19 protein-coding genes and 1 riboswitch are annotated in these 17980 nt (G+C 74.8%); of the genes, 10 read left to right on the top strand and 9 right to left on the bottom strand.

Annotation, left to right across the window (positions count from 1 at the left end):
- Window positions 1–2: 2 nt before the first annotated feature.
- Window positions 3–737, bottom strand: coding sequence for a hypothetical protein (locus ACFUEL_RS07465; protein WP_380235097.1), 735 nt, complete (start codon window positions 735–737; stop codon window positions 3–5).
- A gap of 327 nt (window positions 738–1064) precedes the next feature.
- Complete coding sequence (gene metF, locus ACFUEL_RS07460; protein WP_380235096.1) at window positions 1065–1979, bottom strand: methylenetetrahydrofolate reductase [NAD(P)H]; 915 nt, start codon at window positions 1977–1979, stop codon at window positions 1065–1067.
- 169 nt (window positions 1980–2148) lie between these two features.
- Between metF and ACFUEL_RS07455 the strand changes: the two genes are divergently transcribed.
- Entirely contained in the window at window positions 2149–3255 is a 1107-nt protein-coding gene (locus ACFUEL_RS07455; RefSeq protein WP_380235095.1) for a polyprenyl synthetase family protein, read from the top strand.
- A gap of 8 nt (window positions 3256–3263) precedes the next feature.
- On the opposite strand, the gene ACFUEL_RS07450 is transcribed toward ACFUEL_RS07455, so the two are convergent.
- From ACFUEL_RS07450 to ACFUEL_RS07435, 4 genes are all read right to left on the bottom strand, one after another.
- Window positions 3264–3932, bottom strand: a complete 669-nt coding sequence (locus tag ACFUEL_RS07450) for a VanZ family protein (protein ID WP_380235094.1) — start codon at window positions 3930–3932, stop codon at window positions 3264–3266.
- Between the two features lie 155 nt (window positions 3933–4087).
- A complete protein-coding gene (thiE, locus tag ACFUEL_RS07445) occupies window positions 4088–4735 on the bottom strand; it encodes a thiamine phosphate synthase (RefSeq protein ID WP_380235093.1) in 648 nt (215 codons plus the stop codon).
- Entirely contained in the window at window positions 4732–5097 is a 366-nt protein-coding gene (locus tag ACFUEL_RS07440) for an Rv2175c family DNA-binding protein (RefSeq protein WP_380235091.1), read from the bottom strand. Before ACFUEL_RS07440 ends, thiE begins: the two co-directional genes overlap by 4 nt.
- Window positions 5098–5113: 16 nt before the next feature.
- Window positions 5114–6319, bottom strand: coding sequence for an NAD(P)/FAD-dependent oxidoreductase (locus ACFUEL_RS07435; protein WP_380235090.1), 1206 nt, complete (start codon window positions 6317–6319; stop codon window positions 5114–5116).
- A gap of 49 nt (window positions 6320–6368) precedes the next feature.
- Window positions 6369–6481, top strand: a riboswitch (TPP riboswitch).
- On the opposite strand from ACFUEL_RS07435, the gene thiO reads away from it, so the two are divergent.
- The 4 genes from thiO (at window position 6450) to pknB (ending at window position 10524) form a co-directional block, all read left to right on the top strand.
- The gene (thiO, locus tag ACFUEL_RS07430; protein WP_380235089.1) at window positions 6450–7649 is read left to right on the top strand and encodes a glycine oxidase ThiO; all 1200 of its coding nucleotides are present in this window, start codon (window positions 6450–6452) and stop codon (window positions 7647–7649) included. Its footprint overlaps the riboswitch before it by 32 nt.
- Window positions 7646–7855 (top strand): sulfur carrier protein ThiS, encoded by a 210-nt coding sequence (thiS, locus tag ACFUEL_RS07425; protein ID WP_380235088.1) that lies wholly within the window; start codon window positions 7646–7648, stop codon window positions 7853–7855. The genes thiO and thiS overlap by 4 nt, the downstream gene beginning before the upstream one ends.
- Window positions 7856–7858: 3 nt before the next feature.
- Entirely contained in the window at window positions 7859–8650 is a 792-nt protein-coding gene (locus tag ACFUEL_RS07420) for a thiazole synthase (protein WP_380235086.1), read from the top strand.
- A 137-nt stretch (window positions 8651–8787) separates the two neighbouring features.
- On the top strand, window positions 8788–10524 hold the full coding sequence (pknB, locus tag ACFUEL_RS07415; RefSeq protein WP_380235107.1) for a Stk1 family PASTA domain-containing Ser/Thr kinase: 1737 nt from the start codon (window positions 8788–8790) through the stop codon (window positions 10522–10524).
- Between the two features lie 28 nt (window positions 10525–10552).
- Here the strand turns inward: pknB and ACFUEL_RS07410 are convergent, their stop codons facing one another.
- Entirely contained in the window at window positions 10553–11182 is a 630-nt protein-coding gene (locus ACFUEL_RS07410; RefSeq protein ID WP_380235085.1) for a sulfite oxidase-like oxidoreductase, read from the bottom strand.
- A gap of 318 nt (window positions 11183–11500) precedes the next feature.
- On the opposite strand from ACFUEL_RS07410, the gene bfr reads away from it, so the two are divergent.
- Window positions 11501–11983 carry a bacterioferritin gene (gene bfr / locus ACFUEL_RS07405; RefSeq protein ID WP_380235084.1) on the top strand — a complete coding sequence of 161 codons (483 nt, stop codon included), beginning with the start codon at window positions 11501–11503 and terminating at the stop codon, window positions 11981–11983.
- 82 nt (window positions 11984–12065) lie between these two features.
- Here bfr and ACFUEL_RS07400 read toward each other — a convergent pair whose 3' ends face one another.
- On the bottom strand, window positions 12066–12314 hold the full coding sequence (locus ACFUEL_RS07400; RefSeq protein WP_380235083.1) for a bacterioferritin-associated ferredoxin: 249 nt from the start codon (window positions 12312–12314) through the stop codon (window positions 12066–12068).
- Window positions 12315–12445: 131 nt separating this feature from the next.
- Entirely contained in the window at window positions 12446–13777 is a 1332-nt protein-coding gene (locus ACFUEL_RS07395) for a class II 3-deoxy-7-phosphoheptulonate synthase (protein ID WP_380235082.1), read from the bottom strand.
- A gap of 303 nt (window positions 13778–14080) precedes the next feature.
- Here ACFUEL_RS07395 and ACFUEL_RS07390 point away from each other — a divergent pair, with 303 nt between their 5' ends.
- The 4 genes from ACFUEL_RS07390 to ACFUEL_RS07375 all read left to right on the top strand — a co-directional run.
- On the top strand, window positions 14081–16018 hold the full coding sequence (locus ACFUEL_RS07390) for an anthranilate synthase family protein (protein ID WP_380235081.1): 1938 nt from the start codon (window positions 14081–14083) through the stop codon (window positions 16016–16018).
- A gap of 140 nt (window positions 16019–16158) precedes the next feature.
- Window positions 16159–16509 carry a CU044_2847 family protein gene (locus ACFUEL_RS07385; protein ID WP_380235080.1) on the top strand — a complete coding sequence of 117 codons (351 nt, stop codon included), beginning with the start codon at window positions 16159–16161 and terminating at the stop codon, window positions 16507–16509.
- The gene (locus ACFUEL_RS07380; protein ID WP_380235079.1) at window positions 16506–17432 is read left to right on the top strand and encodes a serine protease; all 927 of its coding nucleotides are present in this window, start codon (window positions 16506–16508) and stop codon (window positions 17430–17432) included. The genes ACFUEL_RS07385 and ACFUEL_RS07380 overlap by 4 nt, the downstream gene beginning before the upstream one ends.
- Before the next feature lie 2 nt (window positions 17433–17434).
- The coding region (locus ACFUEL_RS07375; RefSeq protein ID WP_380235078.1) for a hypothetical protein at window positions 17435–17980 on the top strand (546 nt) is incomplete at its 3' end.

Below are 17980 nucleotides of genomic sequence, written 5' to 3'. Positions count from 1 at the left end.
CGTCAGTACTGCTGCTGGTAGTACCAGTTCTGGTCCTGCTGCGGCTGGGGCTGCTGCGGGACGTACGGCTGCTGGTACTGCTGCTGGGTGTACGGGTCCTGGTAGACCGGCTGCCCGTACTGGTCGTAGCCGATCAGCTGCAACTGCGGCTGCTGCTGTTGCTGTTGCTGTTGCTGTTGCTGTTGCTGTTGGACGTACTGCTGCTGGTAGCCGTAGTCCTGCTGCTGGTAGCCGTACTGCGGCTGCTGCGGGACCTGGTAGGCCGCCTGCTCCTGGACGTAGACGCCCGCGTCGAGCTGCTGGAACTCCTCGTACCCGACCGGCTGCGCCTCGTACGGCTCGTGGGACTCGTCCTCGACCGGCCCGACCTCACCGACCGGCACCACCGGCTCCGGGGCGGCGACCGCGGCGGCCGTTCCGCCGGTGGCGGCGGACAGCAGCGGGACCTTCGCCAGCGGACCGGGCAGCCGGCCGTCCGAGCGGCGCAGCGACCAGCCCACCGGGCGGCCGCGCTTCACCGAGTTGGTCACCATCAACTGGCCGAGCCCGAACCCGGCGGCGCCCGCCACTATCACCACCACCGAGGAGGTGCGCATCCCGGCGACCACGCCCAGGAAACCCAGCAGCGCGAGCGCCCGCCAGTGCAGCGGGGCGCGGTTCTGCAGCAGCAGTTCGGCGGTCAGCCAGAGCGCGACCAGGGCCAGCGCGCCATAGAGGAGCAGGTATCCGATGCCCATCCCCGCAACCTCCAGACGCCACCATCACCGCGCGGTTGCGGGCGACTGTACAGCCTCAGGACGAACACCACCTCATCCCGGACACCCCCGCCCCCGCACAACACCGCCCAGGCATCCACCCCACCCGCCCCCAAGCTCCGCGCAGCGGGGGGCGCGGGCGCGCCAGGCCCTCCACCCCACCCGCCCCGGACCCCGCGCAGCAGGAGATAGCCAGGCGCAGCGAGTATTCATCCCGCCCACCCCCAGGCCCCGCGCAGCGGTCTTCCCGCCTCCCCCAAGCCCCGCGCAGCGACCTACCCACCCGCCCCCAAGCCCCGCGCAGCGGAGTCAGCGGGTGTGCAGGCCGAGGTTCTGGTAGATCTCCAGGGTCGAGGTGGAGTGGTTCAGTGTGATGAAGTGCAGGCCCGGGGCGCCCTCGGCGAGGAGGCGTTCGGCCATGGCGGTCGCGTGTTCCAGGCCGGCGGCGCGGACGGCGGCCGGGTCGTCGATGACGGCCTCGAGCTTGCGGCGGAAGTCGTCGGGGAAGTCCGAGCCGGACAGCTGCGGGAAGCGCACCAGTTGGCGGCTGTTGGTGACCGGCATGATCTCCGGGATGATCGGCGTCTCGCAGCCGGCCGCGGCGACCCGGTCGCGCAGCCGCAGGTAGTCCTCGACCTCGAAGAACATCTGGGTGATCGCGTAGTCGGCGCCGGCCCGGCACTTGGCGACGAAGTGCCGGATGTCGTCGTCCCAGTTGTCCGAGCGCGGGTGCATCTGCGGGAAGGCCGCGACGCCGACGCAGAAGTCGCCGATGCCCTTGATGAGTTCGACGAGTTCGGCGGCGTAGGTGACGCCCTCGGGGTGGCGCACCCAGCTGCCCATCGGGTCGCCGGGCGGGTCGCCGCGGACCGCGAGGACGTTGCGCACGTTCTGGTCGGCGTACTGGCCGATGATGTTGCGCAGTTCGGCGACCGAGTGGTCGACGGCGGTGAGGTGGGCGACGGGGGTGAGGGTGGTCTCGGTGGCGATCCGGCCGACCAGGTCGACGGTGCGGCCGCGCGAGGAGCCGCCCGCGCCGTAGGTCATGCAGACGAAGTTGGGCTCCAGGCACTCGACGCGGCGGATCGCGTCCCACAGCTTGCGCTCGGCGTCCTCGTTGCGCGGGGGCATGAACTCGAAGGAGAAGGAGCGGTCGCCGGCCGCCAGCAGGTCGCGCACGGTCTGTGCGCGGTCGTTTCTGGTGGTGGGAATCCCGAGTGCCATGCAGGAAGGTTATCCGTCGGCGGCTCGGCGCGGACAAACGCCGTCCACTCGCTGAGACGCCACTTGAGATTTTCGGCCGAACGGTTCAGGGCCGCCGGACGGCCGGTGGAACGGGTCACCCCGACCGGAGCGTTAATCTGACTGTCAGCCCCACGATCCGGAGTCTCAGGTGCCCTCCTCCACCCGCCTTCCCCGCAACCCCGTCGACGCGGAGGACGTGCGCGACCGCGTGAACCGCACCCTCGGCACGTTCATGGTCGAGCGGACGGCCCTGCTCTCCGGGATCTCCGACCAGCTCGGCCCGGTCGCCGACGCGCTGCGCGACTTCCTGCTCGACGGCGGCAAGCGGCTGCGCCCGGCGTTCTGCTACTGGGGGTGGCGGGCGGCCGGCGGCGCCGCGGACGAGCCCGGGATCGAGCGCGCGGCGGCCGCGCTGGAGCTGCTGCAGGCCAGCGCCCTGGTGCACGACGACCTGATGGACCGCAGCGACACCCGCCGGGGCCTGCCCGCCGTGCACCGCCGCTTCGAGAACCTGCACCGGGCGGGCGGCTGGCGCGGCGACCGCGAGCAGTACGGGGCGTCCGCGGCGGTGCTGCTGGGCGACCTGCTGCTGATCTGGTGCGACGAGCTGTTCCAGCGCTCGGGGCTGCCGTCGGCCGCCGTCTCGGCCGCCAAGCCCGCCTTCGACCTGATGCGCACCGAGGTCATGCTCGGCCAGTACCTGGACGTGCTGGAGCCGGTCGCGGGCGACTCCACCGACGACGGGGCGGTCGACCGGGCCCGGACAGTCCTGCACTACAAGTCCGCGAAGTACACCATCGAGCGCCCGCTCCAGGTCGGCGCGCTGCTGGCCGGGGCCTCTCCCGGCCTGGTCGACGCGCTGGGCGGCTTCGGCCTGCCGCTGGGCGAGGCGTTCCAGCTCCGGGACGACCTGCTGGGCGTCTTCGGCGACCCGGCGGTCACCGGCAAGCCGGCCGGCGACGACCTGCGCGAGGGCAAGCGCACCCTGCTGGTCGCGCACGCCATGCGCGGCCTGGGCCCGGCCGACGCCGCCCACCTGGACGCCCGGCTCGGCGCACCCGGCCTGGACGCCGACGGGATCGCCGAACTGCGCGACCTGATCACCCTCAGCGGCGCCCCGGAGCTGGTCGAGGCCCGGATCGACGCACTGCTCGCCGAGGCGCTGGCCGCCCTGGACGCGGCCCCGGTCGCCGACGGCCCGACCCGCGAGGTGCTCCGGGCGCTGGCCGACGCGGCGACGGTCCGCAAGTACTGACAGGGGCCTCAGGCCGCCGGGCGGCGCCACCAGCGGCGCGAGGCCAGGGCCGCGAGGGCCGCCCCGCCCGCGTTCAGCAGCACGTCGTCGACCGAGGAGACCCGGTCCAGCCGCAGCACGTACTGGGCGGCCTCCACCAGCACCGAGCAGGCCGCGCCGAGCGCCAGCATCCGCCACACCGAGGCGAACGCCGCGGAGCGGACCGGAAGCAGGAAGCCCAGCGCCGCGAACACCAGCGTGTTGCCGACGATCTGGGCCGCCGCGGTGGCGGGCGGCCCGGCGCCGACGATCTCGGCGATGTCGTGCAGCGGCACCAGGTTGACCCGGCGGCGCGGGCCGCCCGGGTCGACGCCCGGCAGCAGGATCATCCACACCCAGGGCACCGTCCCGTAGAGCGCGCCGACCTCGGCCAGCGCCGAGCGCCGCGCCCAGCCCGGCTCCACGCCGGCCGCCCGGCGGCGGCGGGCCAGCGCCCACACCGCGAAGGCGGCCACCGGCAGGGCGGCGGCCGCCAGGAAGACGATGCCGTTGACGGTGCCGACCCAGCCGTGCCACCCGGCGTGGTGGCGGCCCAGCGGGCGCTGGGCGAGGAAGGCGACGGCGGCGGCCGCGAGCAGCGCGGGGACGAGCAGCGCGACCCGGCGGGCGCGACGGGCGGGCGTGAGGACGGACTCCATGCCTGCACGGAGTGCGAACGGCACGCGTACGGTTCCGGCCGGGAGGGCGGGGCTCCTCGCCGGCACCGGGGCTCTCCCCGCGACCCTTCCGCCACGGGCGGTTCCCCGCGCCCCTGGTGGGGCGCGGGACGGGCGGGCGCCCCCGGGGCGGGGGCCTAGTGCAGGCGGGCGGCCAGGGCGGCGGCGGCCGCGCCCGGGTCCTCGGCGGCGGTGAGGGCGCGGACCACGACGATCCGGGTGGCGCCCGCGTCGAGGACCTGCTGGAGGTTGTCCTGGTCGATGCCGCCGATGGCGAACCAGGGGCGCTCGGGGCGCCGCGCGGCGGCGTGGCGGACCAGGTCGAGGCCGGGGGCGTGGCGGCCGGGCTTGGTGGGGGTGGGCCAGACCGGGCCGGTGCAGAAGTAGTCGACGCCGGGTTCGGTCATCGCGGTGTCGACCTCGTCCTCGGCGTGGCAGGAGCGGCCGATCAGCACGTCCTCGCCGAGGATGCGCCGGGCGACGGCGACCGGCAGGTCGTCCTGGCCGAGGTGCAGCACGTCGGGGCGGGCGCCGTACGCGACGTCGGCGCGGTCGTTGACGGCGAGCAGCCTGCCGTGGCGGCGGGCCGCGTCGGCGAAGACCTCCAGGTGCTCCAGCTCCTGCTTGGCCTCCAGCGCCTTGTCGCGCAGCTGGACGATGTCGACGCCGCCCGCGAGCACCGCGTCCAGGAACTCGGGCAGGTCGCCCTGGGCGCGGCGGGCGTCGGTGCAGAGGTAGAGCCGGGCGTCGGCCAGGCGCTGCCGGGCGGTGGGGGCGGCCGTCACAGGGCCATGGCCTGGGCGCGGCGCTTGACCTCGGTGCCGCGGTTCTCGCGCAGGGCCTGGATCGGGCTGCCGGGCAGCGAGTCGTCCTCGGTGAACATCCACTCGAGGATCTCCTCGTCGGAGAAGCCGCAGTCGCGCAGCACGGTGAGGGTGCCGACCAGGTGCTTGACCGGGCCGTCGTCCTCGATGAAGTCGGCGGGGACCTGGAGGGAGTTGTTGGGGCCGCGGCGGACGGCCAGCAGGGTGCGGTTCTTCACCATGGCGCGGACCTCGGTGATCACCACGCCCCACCGCTCCGCGATGTCGGGCAGGTACAGCCAGGCGGGGACCAGGGCGTCAATCTTGGGATCAATCTCGCTCACGGCACCAGCCTAGGCGCTACCGGGCGGCGGCCTTCAACTGGACGGCGGGGTCGGCGGCGCGGGCCGGGTCCAGTGCGCCGCCGCGTTCGATCAGGCGGCGGCCCTGGGCGAGGTCGCGCGGCCGGTCGACGGCGAGCAGGGCGACCAGCGCGCCGTCGCGCAGCCACAGCACCGTCCAGTGCGGGTCGGACGGGGAGCCGCGCCACAGCAGGTGGTCGGCCCCGGCGTGCCGTCCGGCGTACTGGACCATGCGGCCGAACTGCTCGGACCAGAAGTACGGGACGGGGTCGTAGGGGGCGTCCAGGGTGCCGAGCAGGGAGGCCGCGGCGGCGGCGCCGGAGTGCAGGGCGTGGTCCCAGTGCTGGACGGCGAGCCGGGTGCCGGAGCGGGCGGAGGGGTAGGAGGCGCAGTCGCCGGCCGCGAGGACGCCGGGCAGGGCGGTGCGCAGCCGGTCGTCGACCGGGAGCGTGCCGTCGGGGTCGGGGGCGAGCGGGCCGCCGAGCAGCCAGTCGGTGGCGGGGCGGGCGCCGACGCCGACCACGACCTCGTCGGCGGGCAGGTGGGTGCCGTCGGCGAGCAGCACCCCGCCGTCGGCGGCGCCGGCCACGGCGGCGCCGCAGCGTAGGTCGACGCCGGCGGCGGCGTACCAGTCGGCCATCAGGGCGCCGAGTTCGGCGGGCAGCGCGCCGGCCAGCGGGGCGGCGGCGGCCTCCACCACGGTGACCTGGCAGCCGAGCTGCCGGGCGACGGTGGCGGTCTCGGCGCCGATCCAGCCCGCGCCGACCAGGACGATCCGGCGGCCGGGGGTGAGCGCGGCGCGCAGCGCGTGGGCGTCGTCGACGGTGCGCAGGGTGCGGGCGCCGGGCAGGCCGGGGAGGGTGCGGGGCGCGGCGCCGGTGGCGATCACCAGGGCGTCGTAGGGCAGTCCGCCGCGGTCGGTGTGCAGCAGGCCGGGTTCCAGGCCGGTGGCGCGGCGGCCGGTGAGCAGGTCGACGCCCAGCTCATGCCAGTCGATCTCGAAGGCGGTGGCGTCGGCCTTGCCGAGCAGCACGTCCTTGGAGAGCGGGGGGCGGTCGTAGGGCAGGTGGAGTTCCTCGCCGACCAGGGCGAGCGGGCCCCGCCAGCCGCCCTGCCGCAGTCCGAGGGCGGCCTGGGCGCCCGCCATGCCCGCGCCGACCACGACGACCCGGTCCGTTGCCTTCAGCTCAGCCACGGCGTCCACCCTACCCAGGTGCCTCCGGGGCCGGACGGGGCAGCGTTAAGGTGGGGGTACTACGTCACACGGGAGCCCGGTGCACCGGGCTGAGAGGCGGGCTGCGGCGGCCCGCGACCGTCCGAACCTGATCCGGGTCATGCCGGCGAAGGGAGATCCAACCGCTGTGGCACATTCCCGTGCGCTGGACGTCCTGGTGGTCGGCGGGGGCATCATCGGGCTCGGTGTCGCCTGGCGCACCGCGCAGCGCGGCCTGTCGGTCGCGGTGGCCGACCCGCACCCGGGCGGCGGCGCGGCGCAGGTCGCCGCGGGCATGCTCGCCCCCGTCACCGAACTGCAGTACGGCGAGGAGCCGTTGCTGCGGCTGGGGATGGCGTCGAACGAGCGCTACGCCGCCTTCGCCGCCGAGCTGACCGAACTGACCGGCCTGGACACCGGCTACCGGGCCACCGGCACGCTGGCCGTCGCGCTGGACTCCGACGACCGCGCCGAGCTGCGCGAACTGCACGCCTTCCACGGCCGGTTGGGGCTGGCCTCGCAGTGGCTGACCGGCCGCGAGTGCCGCCGCCTGGAGCCGATGCTGGCGCCGGGCGTGCGCGGCGGCCTGCACGTCGCCGACGACCACCAGGTGGACGGCCGCCGGCTGGCCGCCGCGCTGGTCGCCGCCTGCGAGCGGGCGGGCGTGGTGTTCCACCGGGCGGAGGCCGCCGAACTGCTGGTCGAGGACGGCCGGGCGGCGGGCGTGCGGCTGTCGAGCGGCGAGCGGGTGGCGGCGGGGCGCACCGTGCTGGCCGCCGGTTCGCGCAGCCACCTGCTGCCGGGCCTGCCGGCGGGGGTGCTGCCGGCCGTCCGCCCGGTCAAGGGCCAGGTGCTGCGGCTGCGGATGCCCACCGGCGCGTACGGGCCGTTCCTGTCCCGGAACGTGCGGGCGGTGGTGCGCGGGCAGCACCTGTACCTGGTGCCGCGGGCCGACGGCGAGCTGGTGATCGGCGCGACCACCGAGGAGTTGGGCCACGACACCACCGTCACCGCCGGCGGCGTCTACGAACTGCTCAGGGACGCCCACGAGTTGGTGCCCGGCATCACCGAACTTCCGCTGGTGGAGACCGGCGCGGGCCTGCGTCCGGGCTCGCCGGACAACGCGCCGCTGCTCGGCCCGACCGCGCTGGACGGCCTGGCCGCCGCGACCGGGCACTACCGCAACGGCGTGCTGCTCACCCCGGTCACCGCCGACCTGCTCGCCGACTACCTGGCCGACGGCGAACTCCCGCCGCTGGCCGCCGACTTCACTCCCGGCCGCTTCACCTCCGACCGCTTCACCCCCAAGGTCCCCGCATGAACACCATCGCCCTGACCGTCAACGGCCGGCCGCGCACCCTGCCCGCCGCCACCACGCTGGACGTGGTGGTGGCCGAGGTGTCGGCCGCCAACACCGGCGTCGCCGCCGCCGTCAACGAGGCCGTGGTGCCCCGCAGTTCGTGGCCCGCCACCGCGCTCGGCGAGGGCGACCGGGTCGAGATCCTCACCGCCGTCCAGGGAGGCTGAACCATGGCTGACGACGCGCTGGTCATCGCCGGCACCACCTTCTCCTCCCGCCTGATCATGGGCACCGGCGGCGCGCCCAGCCTGGAGGTGCTGGAGCAGGCGCTCAGGGTGTCCGGCACCGAGCTGACCACAGTGGCGATGCGCCGGGTCGACACCGCCACCCAGGGCTCGGTCCTGGAGGTGCTGTCCCGCAACGGCATCCGGGTGCTGCCGAACACGGCGGGCTGCTACACCGCGGGCGAGGCGGTGCTGACCGCCCGGCTGGCCCGCGAGGCGCTCGGCACCGACTGGGTGAAGCTGGAGGTGATCGCCGACGAGCGGACCCTGCTGCCCGACCCGATCGAGCTGCTGGACGCCGCCGAGACGCTGGTCGACGACGGCTTCACCGTGCTGCCGTACACCAACGACGACCCGGTGCTGGCCCGCAAGCTGGAGGACGTCGGCTGCGCGGCGATCATGCCGCTGGGTTCGCCGATCGGCTCCGGGCTGGGCATCCGCAACCCGCACAACTTCCAGCTGATCGTGGAGTCGGCGAACGTCCCGGTGGTGCTGGACGCGGGCGCGGGCACCGCCAGCGACGTCGCGCTGGCGATGGAACTGGGCTGCTCCGCCGTCATGCTGGCCTCCGCGGTGACCCGCGCCCAGGAGCCGGTGCTGATGGCGGAGGCGATGCGCCGGGCGGTGGAGGCCGGGCGGCTCGCCCACCGGGCCGGGCGGATCCCGCGCCGCTACTACGCCGAGGCGTCCTCGCCCACCGCCGGCCTGGCCGACACCCGCGAGCGGCCCGCCTTCTGAGCCGGTAGCGGCCGCCACGCCACCGTACGGGAGGCCCCGCCCCCGGGGCGCCCGGCCGCACCGGCCGGGCACCCCGTGGCGTCCGGCCCGCCGACGGGCCCCTCCGGACACCCAACCCCTACACTCCTCGGGTGGACATGACCCTCGACGATCCCCTGCACGGCGTGCTCCTCGACGGCCGGTACCGGGTCGAGCAGCGGATCGCGGTCGGCGGCATGTCGACCGTCTACCGGGGCACCGACACCCGGCTGGACCGGACGGTGGCGCTGAAGGTGATGCACCCCTCGCTGGCGGGGGACGCCGACTTCACGGCCCGCTTCATCCGGGAGGCCAAGGCGGTGGCGCGGCTCGCCCACCCGAACGTGGTGAACGTGCTGGACCAGGGCGCCGACCCGCGGGGCGTGTTCATGGCGATGGAGTACGTCCCCGGCCGCAACCTGCGCGACGTGCTGCGCGACCGCGGCGCGCTGTCGGTGCGGGCCGCGCTGGACGTGCTGGAGCCGGTGCTGGCGGCGCTCGGCGCGGCGCACCGGGCGGGCCTGGTGCACCGGGACGTCAAGCCGGAGAACGTGCTGATCACCGACAACGGCATGGTGAAGGTCGCCGACTTCGGCCTGGTGCGGGTGCTGGCGGGTGCCGACACCGCCGCCACCTCGGCCACCGAGACCGGCCAACTGCTGGGCACCGTCGCCTACCTGGCGCCGGAGCAGATCCGCCAGGAGCCCACCGACCAGCGGGTGGACGTCTACGCGGCGGGCATCCTGCTGTACGAGATGCTGACCGGCGCCCGGCCGCACACCGGGGAGAACGCCGCCCAGGTGATGTACCGGCACCTGCACGAGGACGTCCCGGCGCCGTCCCGCACCGCCCCCGCGGTGGGCCCGGAGCTGGACGCGATAGTGGCGGCCGCGACCGCCCGCGACCCGCAGGCCCGGCCGTGGGACGCGGTGGAGCTGCTGGCCTCGGTGCAGCGGGCCCGCCGTTCGCTGCCCGCCGCGCAGTTGGACGCGGAGCCGCCCGCCTCGACCCGGCCCACCCCGGTGCACAGTCCGGGCGAGGCCACCGCGGTGATCGAGCGGGTTCCGGCGCTGGACCGCACCAGCGTGCTGGAGGTCCCGCCGGAGCTGCTGCCGCCGATGCGCCCGGCGGTCAACGACGACCCGCCGCGCGGCCTGCCGGGCCCCTCCCGCCGTTCGCCGTTCGGCCGCCGCCCGCTGGTCTGGTCGGCAGTGCTGGTGGCGCTGCTGCTGCTGGTGGGCGGCGTGACGTACGCGCTGTCCAACGCGGTGTACGCGACGGTGCCGAGCGTGCTGGGGCAGAGCCGGGAGCAGGCGGCGGCGACGCTGGACAAGGAGGGCCTGCACGGCTCGTACAGCGAGCAGTTCAGCGAGTCGGTGCGGGCGGGACAGGTGATCTCGACCGATCCGGGCGTGGGCAGCAGGGTCCGCAAGAGCGACGCGGTGAAGGTGGTGCTCTCGCGCGGCCCGGAGCGGGTGCCGGTGCCGGACGTGACCGGCCGGCCGGCGGCGGACGCCGCCAAGGCGCTGGGCGAGGCCCGGCTGACGCCGGGGGCGAGCACCGAGGAGTTCAGCGACACCGTGCCGAAGGGCGCGGTGATCTCCACCGCCCCGGCGGCCGGCGGCGAGCTGTCGCCGGGCTCGCCGGTGGCGCTGACCGTCTCCAAAGGCATGCACCCGGTGCCGGACGTGAGGGGGATGAGCAGGGAGGACGCCGAGCAGGCGCTCCGGGACGCCGGGTTCGTGCCGGAGGTCACCGGCCTGATCCCGATCGGCAAGGTGTCCGCGCAGTCCCCCGCGGCGGACACCCCGGCCAAGCGGGGCAGCACCGTGACGGTCACCGTCAGCCTGTTCTGACCCCCGCCGGGCCCGCCGCGCGGCGCACTCAGCGCAGCGGGCCGTCGCCGGGCTGCTCCTGGTAGGAGTAGCGCTGCTCGCGCCACGGGTCAGCGCGGTTGTGGTAGCCGCGCTCCTCCCAGAAGCCGCGCCGGTCGGCCCGCATGTACTCGACGGCGCGCACCCACTTGGGGCCCTTCCAGGCGTACAGGTGGGGCACCACCAGGCGGACCGGGAAGCCGTGTTCGAGGGTGAGCGGGCGGCCGTCGTGGTGGGTGGCGAAGACGGTGGCCGGGTCGGCGAAGTCGGCCAGCCGCAGGTTGGCGCTGTAGCCGTACTCGGCCCAGACCATCACGTGGGTGACGGCGGGGTCGGGCGGGACGAGGTCGAGGACCGTCCGGGCGGCGACGCCGGTCCACGCGTTGCCGAGCATCGAGAACCTGGTGACGCAGTGGAAGTCGCCGCGGACGGTGGTCTTGGGCAGGGCGTGGAAGGCGGTGAAGTCCCAACTGGCCTTCTCCGCGTCGGCGGTGGCCCCGAACACCTGGAAGTCCCAGCTCTGCGGTTTGAACCGGGGCACCGGCCCGTAGTGCAGGACCGGCCAGCCGCGCTGCGGCCGCTGCCCCGGGGGGAGCCTCGGGTCAGTCGGCGGCTGCTGTTCCGGTTCGTGCTGACCCATGTCCCCATGGTGACAGACGGCGGGCGGCGAATCGCGCGCGCCCCTTCGCGCGCCCCCGGCGGAATCCGCCGGGGGCGGTGGCGGAATCCGCCGCGGCGGTGGGGGAAACGCGGGGCGAATCCGCGCGCCCGTTCGGGTGAGATACCCCCGATCGGCCCAATCCGCCCGGCATCGCCGCAGGTCAGCGCGGTGCGGAGCGGGAGGAAATGGCGATCGCGGCGGTGACTGTGAGCGTGAACTTACTGGAAGTGCACCCGTTCAGCTGCCACGATGCGGGGCATCCGGACACCGACCGGAATGCGCACAGGAAGGCAGGCCATGCAGGGCGATCCCGAGGTCATCGAGTTCCTCAACGAGCAGCTGACCGCCGAACTCACCGCCATCAACCAGTACTTCCTGCACGCGAAGATGCAGGAGAACTTCGGCTGGACCAAGCTCGCCAAGTACACCCGGCACGAGTCCTTCGACGAGATGAAGCACGCCGAGATCCTGACCGACCGGATCCTCTTCCTGGACGGGCTGCCGAACTACCAGCGGCTGTTCCACGTCCGGATCGGCCAGACGGTCAAGGAGATGTTCGAGGCCGACCGGCAGGTCGAGGTCGAGGCGATCGACCGGCTGCGGCGCGGGATCGTGGTGATGCGGGCCAAGAACGACATCACCTCGGCGAACATCTTCGAGTCGATCCTGGCGGACGAGGAGCACCACATCGACTACCTGGACACCCAGCTGGAACTGCTGGACAAGCTCGGCGAGGCGCTCTACATCGCGCAGCTGATCGAGCAGCCCGAGAGCAGCTGAGCCGGGCACCGGACCGCCCGGGAGCCGGCTGAGCCGGGGCCGGGCCGGATGCCGGACCGGGTGCCGGGCCGCCCGGGAGCGCTCAGGCCGCCTTCGGGGCGAGTGCGGGAGCGGTGGCCGGGTCGGCCAGGCCGAGCCGTTCGGCCAGCCGGGCGGTCGGGCAGGGGCGGGCGCCGTGCTCGCCGAGCAGCGCCTGGATGCGGCGCACGCAGGACCCGCAGTCGGTGCCGGCCTTGCAGCCCTGGGCTATCTGGCGCGGGGTGCTGGCCCCCTCGTCGATCTTCTGCTTGACCTGGGCCTCGGTGACCGCGTGGCACATGCACACGTACATGTGCGGCCCCTTCCACGATTGGTGCGGTTTACTGAGCCTTACCTTACCTGGTGCTCCGGGTACGAAGAAGGCCCCTCCGCCTCGGATCACCCGAAAACGGAGGGGCCTTCGTCACACCCGGCGCGAGCGCCCTACTGGCCGCGGTACATCTCGGCGACCAGGAACGCCAGGTCGAGCGACTGGCTGCGGTTGAGCCGCGGGTCGCAGGCCGTCTCGTAGCGCTGGTGCAGGTCGTCGACCAGCACCTCGTCGCCGCCGCCGACGCACTCGGTGACGTCGTCGCCGGTCAGCTCCACGTGGATGCCGCCCGGGTGGGTGCCGAGCGCGCGGTGCACCTCGAAGAAGCCCCGGACCTCGTCCAGCACGTCGTCGAACTTGCGGGTCTTGTGGCCGCTGGACGCCTCGAAGGTGTTGCCGTGCATCGGGTCGGTGATCCACACCACCTGGGCGCCGGACGCGGTGACCTTCTCCACCAGGGCGGGCAGGTGGTCGCGGATCTTGCCCGCGCCCATCCGGGTGATGAAGGTGAGCCGGCCGGGCTCGCGCTCCGGGTCGAGCCGGTCGATCAGGGTCAGCGCCTCGTCCACCGTGGTGGTCGGGCCGAGCTTGACGCCGATCGGGTTGCGGATCTTGGACGCGAACTCGATGTGCGCGTGGTCCAGCTGCCTGGTCCGCTCGCCGATCCACACCATGTGGCCGGAGACGTCGTACAGCTCGCCGGTGCGCGAGTCGGTGCGGGTCAGCGCCGTCTCGTAGTCCAGGATCAGCGCCTCGTGCGAGGAGAAGAACTCGACCGTCTTGAACTCCTCCGGGGCCACCCCGCAGGCGTTCATGAAGGCCAGCGCCTGGTCGATCTCCCGGGCCAGCTGCTCGTAGCGCTGCCCTGCCGGGGAGTTGCGCACGAAGTCCTGGTTCCAGGCGTGCACCTGGCGCAGGTCGGCGTAGCCGCCGGTGGTGAAGGCGCGCACCAGGTTGAGCGTCGCCGCGGAGGCGTTGTACATCCGCTTCAGGCGCTCCGGGTCCGGGATCCGGGCCTCGGCGGTGAACTCGAAGCCGTTGACCGAGTCGCCGCGGTAGGTCGGCAGGGTCACGCCGTCGCGGGTCTCGGTGCTCTTCGAGCGGGGCTTGGAGTACTGGCCGGCGATCCGGCCGACCTTGACCACCGGGACGGACGCGGCGTACGTGAGCACGGCGGCCATCTGGAGCAGGGTCTTCAGCTTGTTGCGGATCTGGTCGGCCGACACGGCGTCGAACGCCTCGGCACAGTCGCCGCCCTGGAGCAGGAACGCCTCACCACGCGCGACGGCCGCGAGCCGGGCGCGCAGCTGGTCGCACTCGCCGGCGAAGACGAGGGGCGGATAGGAGGCGAGCTCCGCAAGGGTCTTGCGCAGAGCCTCTTGGTCCGGCCATTCAGGCTGCTGCGCCGCGGGCAGGGACTGCCAGGAGTGGTTAGTCACGGTCACAGGGCAAGGCTACGGGGTGGCACAACCGGATTGGGGGTGCCGCCCGGTGGGTGAGACGGTGAGTGGACATCGCGGCGATCCCTCCCCGCGCCGCCCGCCGGTGGGCTATGGTCTGCTCCGTGACCGCGACGCACACCTTCTCCTGGTGGTGGGCCAGCCCGTTGGGCGGCCCACTGATCGCGCGTCCCTAGCGACGAACGACGGCCGCCCTCCGGGGCGGCCGTCGGCGCGTGTGTGCAGCGTCACGGCCTCCCGGAGGCGGCGGAACCCCCGCAGCAACCTCCCGGAAGGAACACCGCAGCCGTGACCACCACCGCCGCCGACCTGCTCGCCCGGCTCACCGCCCCCGGCGCCCCGGCCTTCGCCCTGCTGCACCGCCGCGCGCCCTACCTCGCCCCGGACACCGTCGAACTGCTGGTCGGCACGGTCTCCGAACACGCGGCGCTGGCCGACCTGCCCGTCCCGGCGGGCGCCCCGGCCGGCGGCCCGCGGCACGACCTGCTGGCCCTCGTCCCGTACGCGCAGCTGCGCGAGCGCGGCTTCGCGGCCCGGCAGGACGGCACCCCGCTGCGGGCGCTGTCCGTCGAGGAGCAGTACGCGCTGCCGCTGGCCGGGGTGCTGGCCGCGCTGCCCGACGCGCCGGTGGAGCTGCGCGGCGGGGAGTTCGACATCGACGACGAGGAGTACGCGGACATCGTCCGCCGGGTGATCGAGGACGAGATCGGGCGCGGCGAGGGCGCCAACTTCGTGATCCGGCGCGACTTCCGGGCCGAACTGGCCGGGTACTCCACCGCCACCGCGCTGACCCTGTTCCGGCGGCTGCTGGAGCACGAGCGCGGCGCGTACTGGACCTTCCTGGTGCACACCGGCGACCGGGTGCTGGTCGGCGCCTCCCCCGAGGTCCACGTCCGGCAGTCCGGCGGCACCGTGGTGATGAACCCGATCTCCGGCACCTACCGCTACCCGGCCGGCGGCCCGACCGCCGAGTCGCTGCTGGAGTTCCTGCGCGACCCCAAGGAGCTGGAGGAGCTCACCATGGTGGTCGACGAGGAGCTGAAGATGATGTGCGCGGTCGGCGACCTCGGCGGCCAGGTGCTCGGCCCGCGCCTGAAGGAGATGTCGCACCTCGCGCACACCGAGTACGAGCTGCGCGGCCGCACCTCGCTGGACGTCCGCGAGGTGCTGCGGGAGACCATGTTCGCCGCCACCGTCACCGGCAGCCCGGTGCAGAACGCCACCCGGGTGATCGACCGGTACGAGCGCGGCGGGCGCGGCTACTACTCCGGCGCGCTCGCCCTGATCGGCCGCACCGCCAGCGGCGGCCAGCAGCTGGACTCGCCGATCTGCATCCGGGCCGCCGACATCGACCCCGCCGACGGCTCGCTGGTCGTCCGGGTCGGCGCCACCCTGGTCCGGCACTCCGACCCGCGCTCCGAGGTCGCCGAGACGCACGCCAAGGCCGCCGGGGTGCTCTCCGCGATCGGCGCCCGCCCGGCCCGCTCCGCCAAGGAGGCCGCCGCCCGGCCCCGGTTCGCCGACGACCACCGGGTGCAGGCCGCCCTCGACTCCCGCCGGGCCGGCCTGGCCCCGTTCTGGCTGCGGATGCAGCAGCCCGCCGCGCCGCTGCCCGGCGCCGACACCCTGGTGGTGGACGGCGAGGACACCTTCACCGCGATGCTCGCCCACCTGCTGCGCTCGCTCGGCCACACCGTCTCCGTCGTCCGCTACGACGCCCCCGGGCTGCGCGAGCGGGCCGCCGCGCACCGCGGCCCGCTGGTGCTCGGCCCCGGCCCCGGCGACCCGGCCGACCCCGCCGACCCGAAGATGGCCCTGCTGCGCCCGGTCGTCGCCGACGCGCTGGCCGCCGCCCGCTCCGGGGCGCGCACCGCGCCGCTGCTCGCGGTCTGCCTCAGCCACCAGCTGCTCTCCGCCCGGCTCGGGCTGGAACTGGCCCGCAAGGCGGTGCCGTACCAGGGCGCCCAGGAGACGGTCGACCTGTTCGGCACCCGCCGCACCGTCGGCTTCTACAACACCTTCACCGCCCGCTGCGACGCGGCGGCAGCCGGGCGGCTGGCCGCCGAGGGCGTCGAGGTCGCCCGGGACGCCCGCACCGGCGACGTGCACGCGCTGCGCGGACCGGGCTTCGCCGGCCTGCAGTTCCACCCCGAGTCGGTGCTCACCCGGGAGGGCGTGGAGATCGTCGCCGACCTGCTGCGCACCGCCGCGGCCGTGCGCGGCTGAAACCAGCCGCCCGGACCGCTCACCCGCCCGCCGCCCGGACCGCTCCCGCCACCGCTGTCCCGGGCTTCCGGAAAGGTCTGGATCTCTCCCTATCTGACTGGTATTCATATGCTGCTCGCCGGTCATGAGTTGGGGGAGACATGACGAACGCACCGGTGCCCGGCACCGTGGAGATCGCCCTGGACGACGGCACCGTCCTGCACGCCGCCGTCCACCAGGGCCCCGGCCGCCCCGCGGGGGACGCGGGGGCGGCCGCCGCGGCCGTCACCCACAGCCTCGGCGAGGTGCGGCGCACCGTGCGCGCGGTCGGGCGCTGGGCCCGCGAGACCGCGCGCGAGGCGGGCGACCCGGACGGCTTCGAGGTGGAGTTCGGCCTCACCCTCGGGGTGAAGTCCGGCCGGCTGATCGGCGTGCTCGCGGAAGCCTCCGGCCAGGCGAGCCTGGTGGTCCGGCTGAGCTGGAAGCGGCCGGACGACCGCCCCGCCGCGTGAGCCCGGACGCCGCCGCGGTCCGCCTCGCGGACCCGGCCGGGGCCTTCCTCGGCAGCGGCTTCCACCTCGGCGCGGGCCTGCTGGTCAGCTGCGCGCACGTGGTGCACGGCCACCCGGAGCTCACCGCCGCCCGGCACGGCGGGGCGGCCCACCCGGTGCGCGCGGCCCGGCTCTTCCCGCCGCACCGGGAGCCCGGCGCGGCCAGCTACCCGCGGCCGGACCTCGCGCTGCTCACCGCGCCCGGCCTGGCCGGCGCCCCGGCGGTGCCGCTCGCCGGGCACGACCCGGCCGGCGGCGCGGCCGTCCTGGTGCACGGCTTCGCGGTGAACCCGGTGACCGGCGAGGTCGGCCCGGAGTCGGCCCGGCTGATCGTGGCGGGGCTCTCCGGCCTCGGGCTGCGCGTCCAACAGGGCTGGATCCAGCACGGGTTGAGCGGCAGCATGGCGATCGACGGGCGCGGCCGGGTGGTCGGCGTGGTCAAGGCGACCGCGGACGGCGACGACCCGGTGGGCGGCTGGCTGACCCCGCTGTCCGAGCTGCTGCCGCTGCTGCCGCCCCTGTTGCCGCGCCCGCCCGGCACGGCACCGGAGCCCGACCCGCCGTCCGACCCGCCGTCCGTCCCGCTGCCGGCGGTGGGCGAGGTCGCCCGGCTGCTCGGCGAACCGTCCCTGTTCCAGGACCCGGCGGCCCGGCTGGAGCTGGTCCGGGCCGTCAACGAGCGGCTCGGCCCCGGCCAGGAGGTCAGGGTCCCGTACCACGCGCACGGCACCCTGCACCTGCGCGCCGTCGCCACGGCCTGCCTGGAGCACCGCGCCCCGGCCGCCGCGCTGCGCGCCCTGCTGGCCGGGGCCCGCGAGCTGTGCGGCCCGCACCCCGCCCTGGACCGGCTGGACACCCTGCTGGCCCCCGACCCGGAGGAGTGACGATGGACCGCTGCACCCGGGAGACCCGGCAGATGCTCCAGCGCATCCTGGCCGGATGGTTCCAACTGGCTTCGGTGCTGCCCGAGTTGGAGCAGCACCTGGCCGAGACCACCGGCTACTCCGTCCAGGTGCAGCCCCGCCCGCTGACGGTGTCCGCCGCCCGGATCGCCGAGTTCCTGGCCGAGGAGCACGGGCAGCCGTCCGCCGCGATCGGCCACCTGCACGACTGGCTGGTCGGCTTCGCCGGGGCCAACCTGCGCGGCGACTGGGTGGCGTTCCTGGCCCAGGTGCAGAGCGCCCCGGGGCTGACCGTGCACGAGCGGGCCGACCTGGTGGTGATCGCGGGCGTGCTGTGCTTCCCGCCGGTGACCCCGGTGCGGACGGACGGCCGGCGGCTGGTCGAGATCGCCCACCACGCCATGGTGATCGGCAGCCCCGCCCAGCTGCTGCGCGACCTGCGCGTCCGGCAGGAGCACCAGCTGGCCCAGCTCGCCGAGGAGCAGGTGGAGAAGTCCCGCACCGGCCCGCCGCCGCCGCGCGTCGAGGAC

Origin of the sequence: Kitasatospora sp. NPDC057198 (assembly GCF_042670125.1) — a bacterium.
Classification (GTDB): Bacteria; Actinomycetota; Actinomycetes; order Streptomycetales; family Streptomycetaceae; genus Kitasatospora.
The sequence above is the reverse complement of the archived record's forward strand: the minus strand, read 5'-3'. Positions and strand labels throughout refer to the sequence as shown.

What these genes read in the sequence shown, in the direction of transcription:
- ACFUEL_RS07385 (WP_380235080.1), top strand. Translation starts at nt 16,159, where the DNA reads ATGACGAACGCACCGGTGCCCGGCACCGTGGAGATCGCCCTGGACGAC.
- ACFUEL_RS07450 (WP_380235094.1), bottom strand. Translation starts at nt 3,932, where the DNA reads ATGGAGTCCGTCCTCACGCCCGCCCGTCGCGCCCGCCGGGTCGCGCTG.
- thiO (WP_380235089.1), top strand. Translation starts at nt 6,450, where the DNA reads ATGCCGGCGAAGGGAGATCCAACCGCTGTGGCACATTCCCGTGCGCTG.
- thiS (WP_380235088.1), top strand. Translation starts at nt 7,646, where the DNA reads ATGAACACCATCGCCCTGACCGTCAACGGCCGGCCGCGCACCCTGCCC.
- ACFUEL_RS07410 (WP_380235085.1), bottom strand. Translation starts at nt 11,182, where the DNA reads ATGGGTCAGCACGAACCGGAACAGCAGCCGCCGACTGACCCGAGGCTC.
- pknB (WP_380235107.1), top strand. Translation starts at nt 8,788, where the DNA reads ATGACCCTCGACGATCCCCTGCACGGCGTGCTCCTCGACGGCCGGTAC.
- bfr (WP_380235084.1), top strand. Translation starts at nt 11,501, where the DNA reads ATGCAGGGCGATCCCGAGGTCATCGAGTTCCTCAACGAGCAGCTGACC.
- ACFUEL_RS07400 (WP_380235083.1), bottom strand. Translation starts at nt 12,314, where the DNA reads ATGTACGTGTGCATGTGCCACGCGGTCACCGAGGCCCAGGTCAAGCAG.
- ACFUEL_RS07465 (WP_380235097.1), bottom strand. Translation starts at nt 737, where the DNA reads ATGGGCATCGGATACCTGCTCCTCTATGGCGCGCTGGCCCTGGTCGCG.
- metF (WP_380235096.1), bottom strand. Translation starts at nt 1,979, where the DNA reads ATGGCACTCGGGATTCCCACCACCAGAAACGACCGCGCACAGACCGTG.
- ACFUEL_RS07420 (WP_380235086.1), top strand. Translation starts at nt 7,859, where the DNA reads ATGGCTGACGACGCGCTGGTCATCGCCGGCACCACCTTCTCCTCCCGC.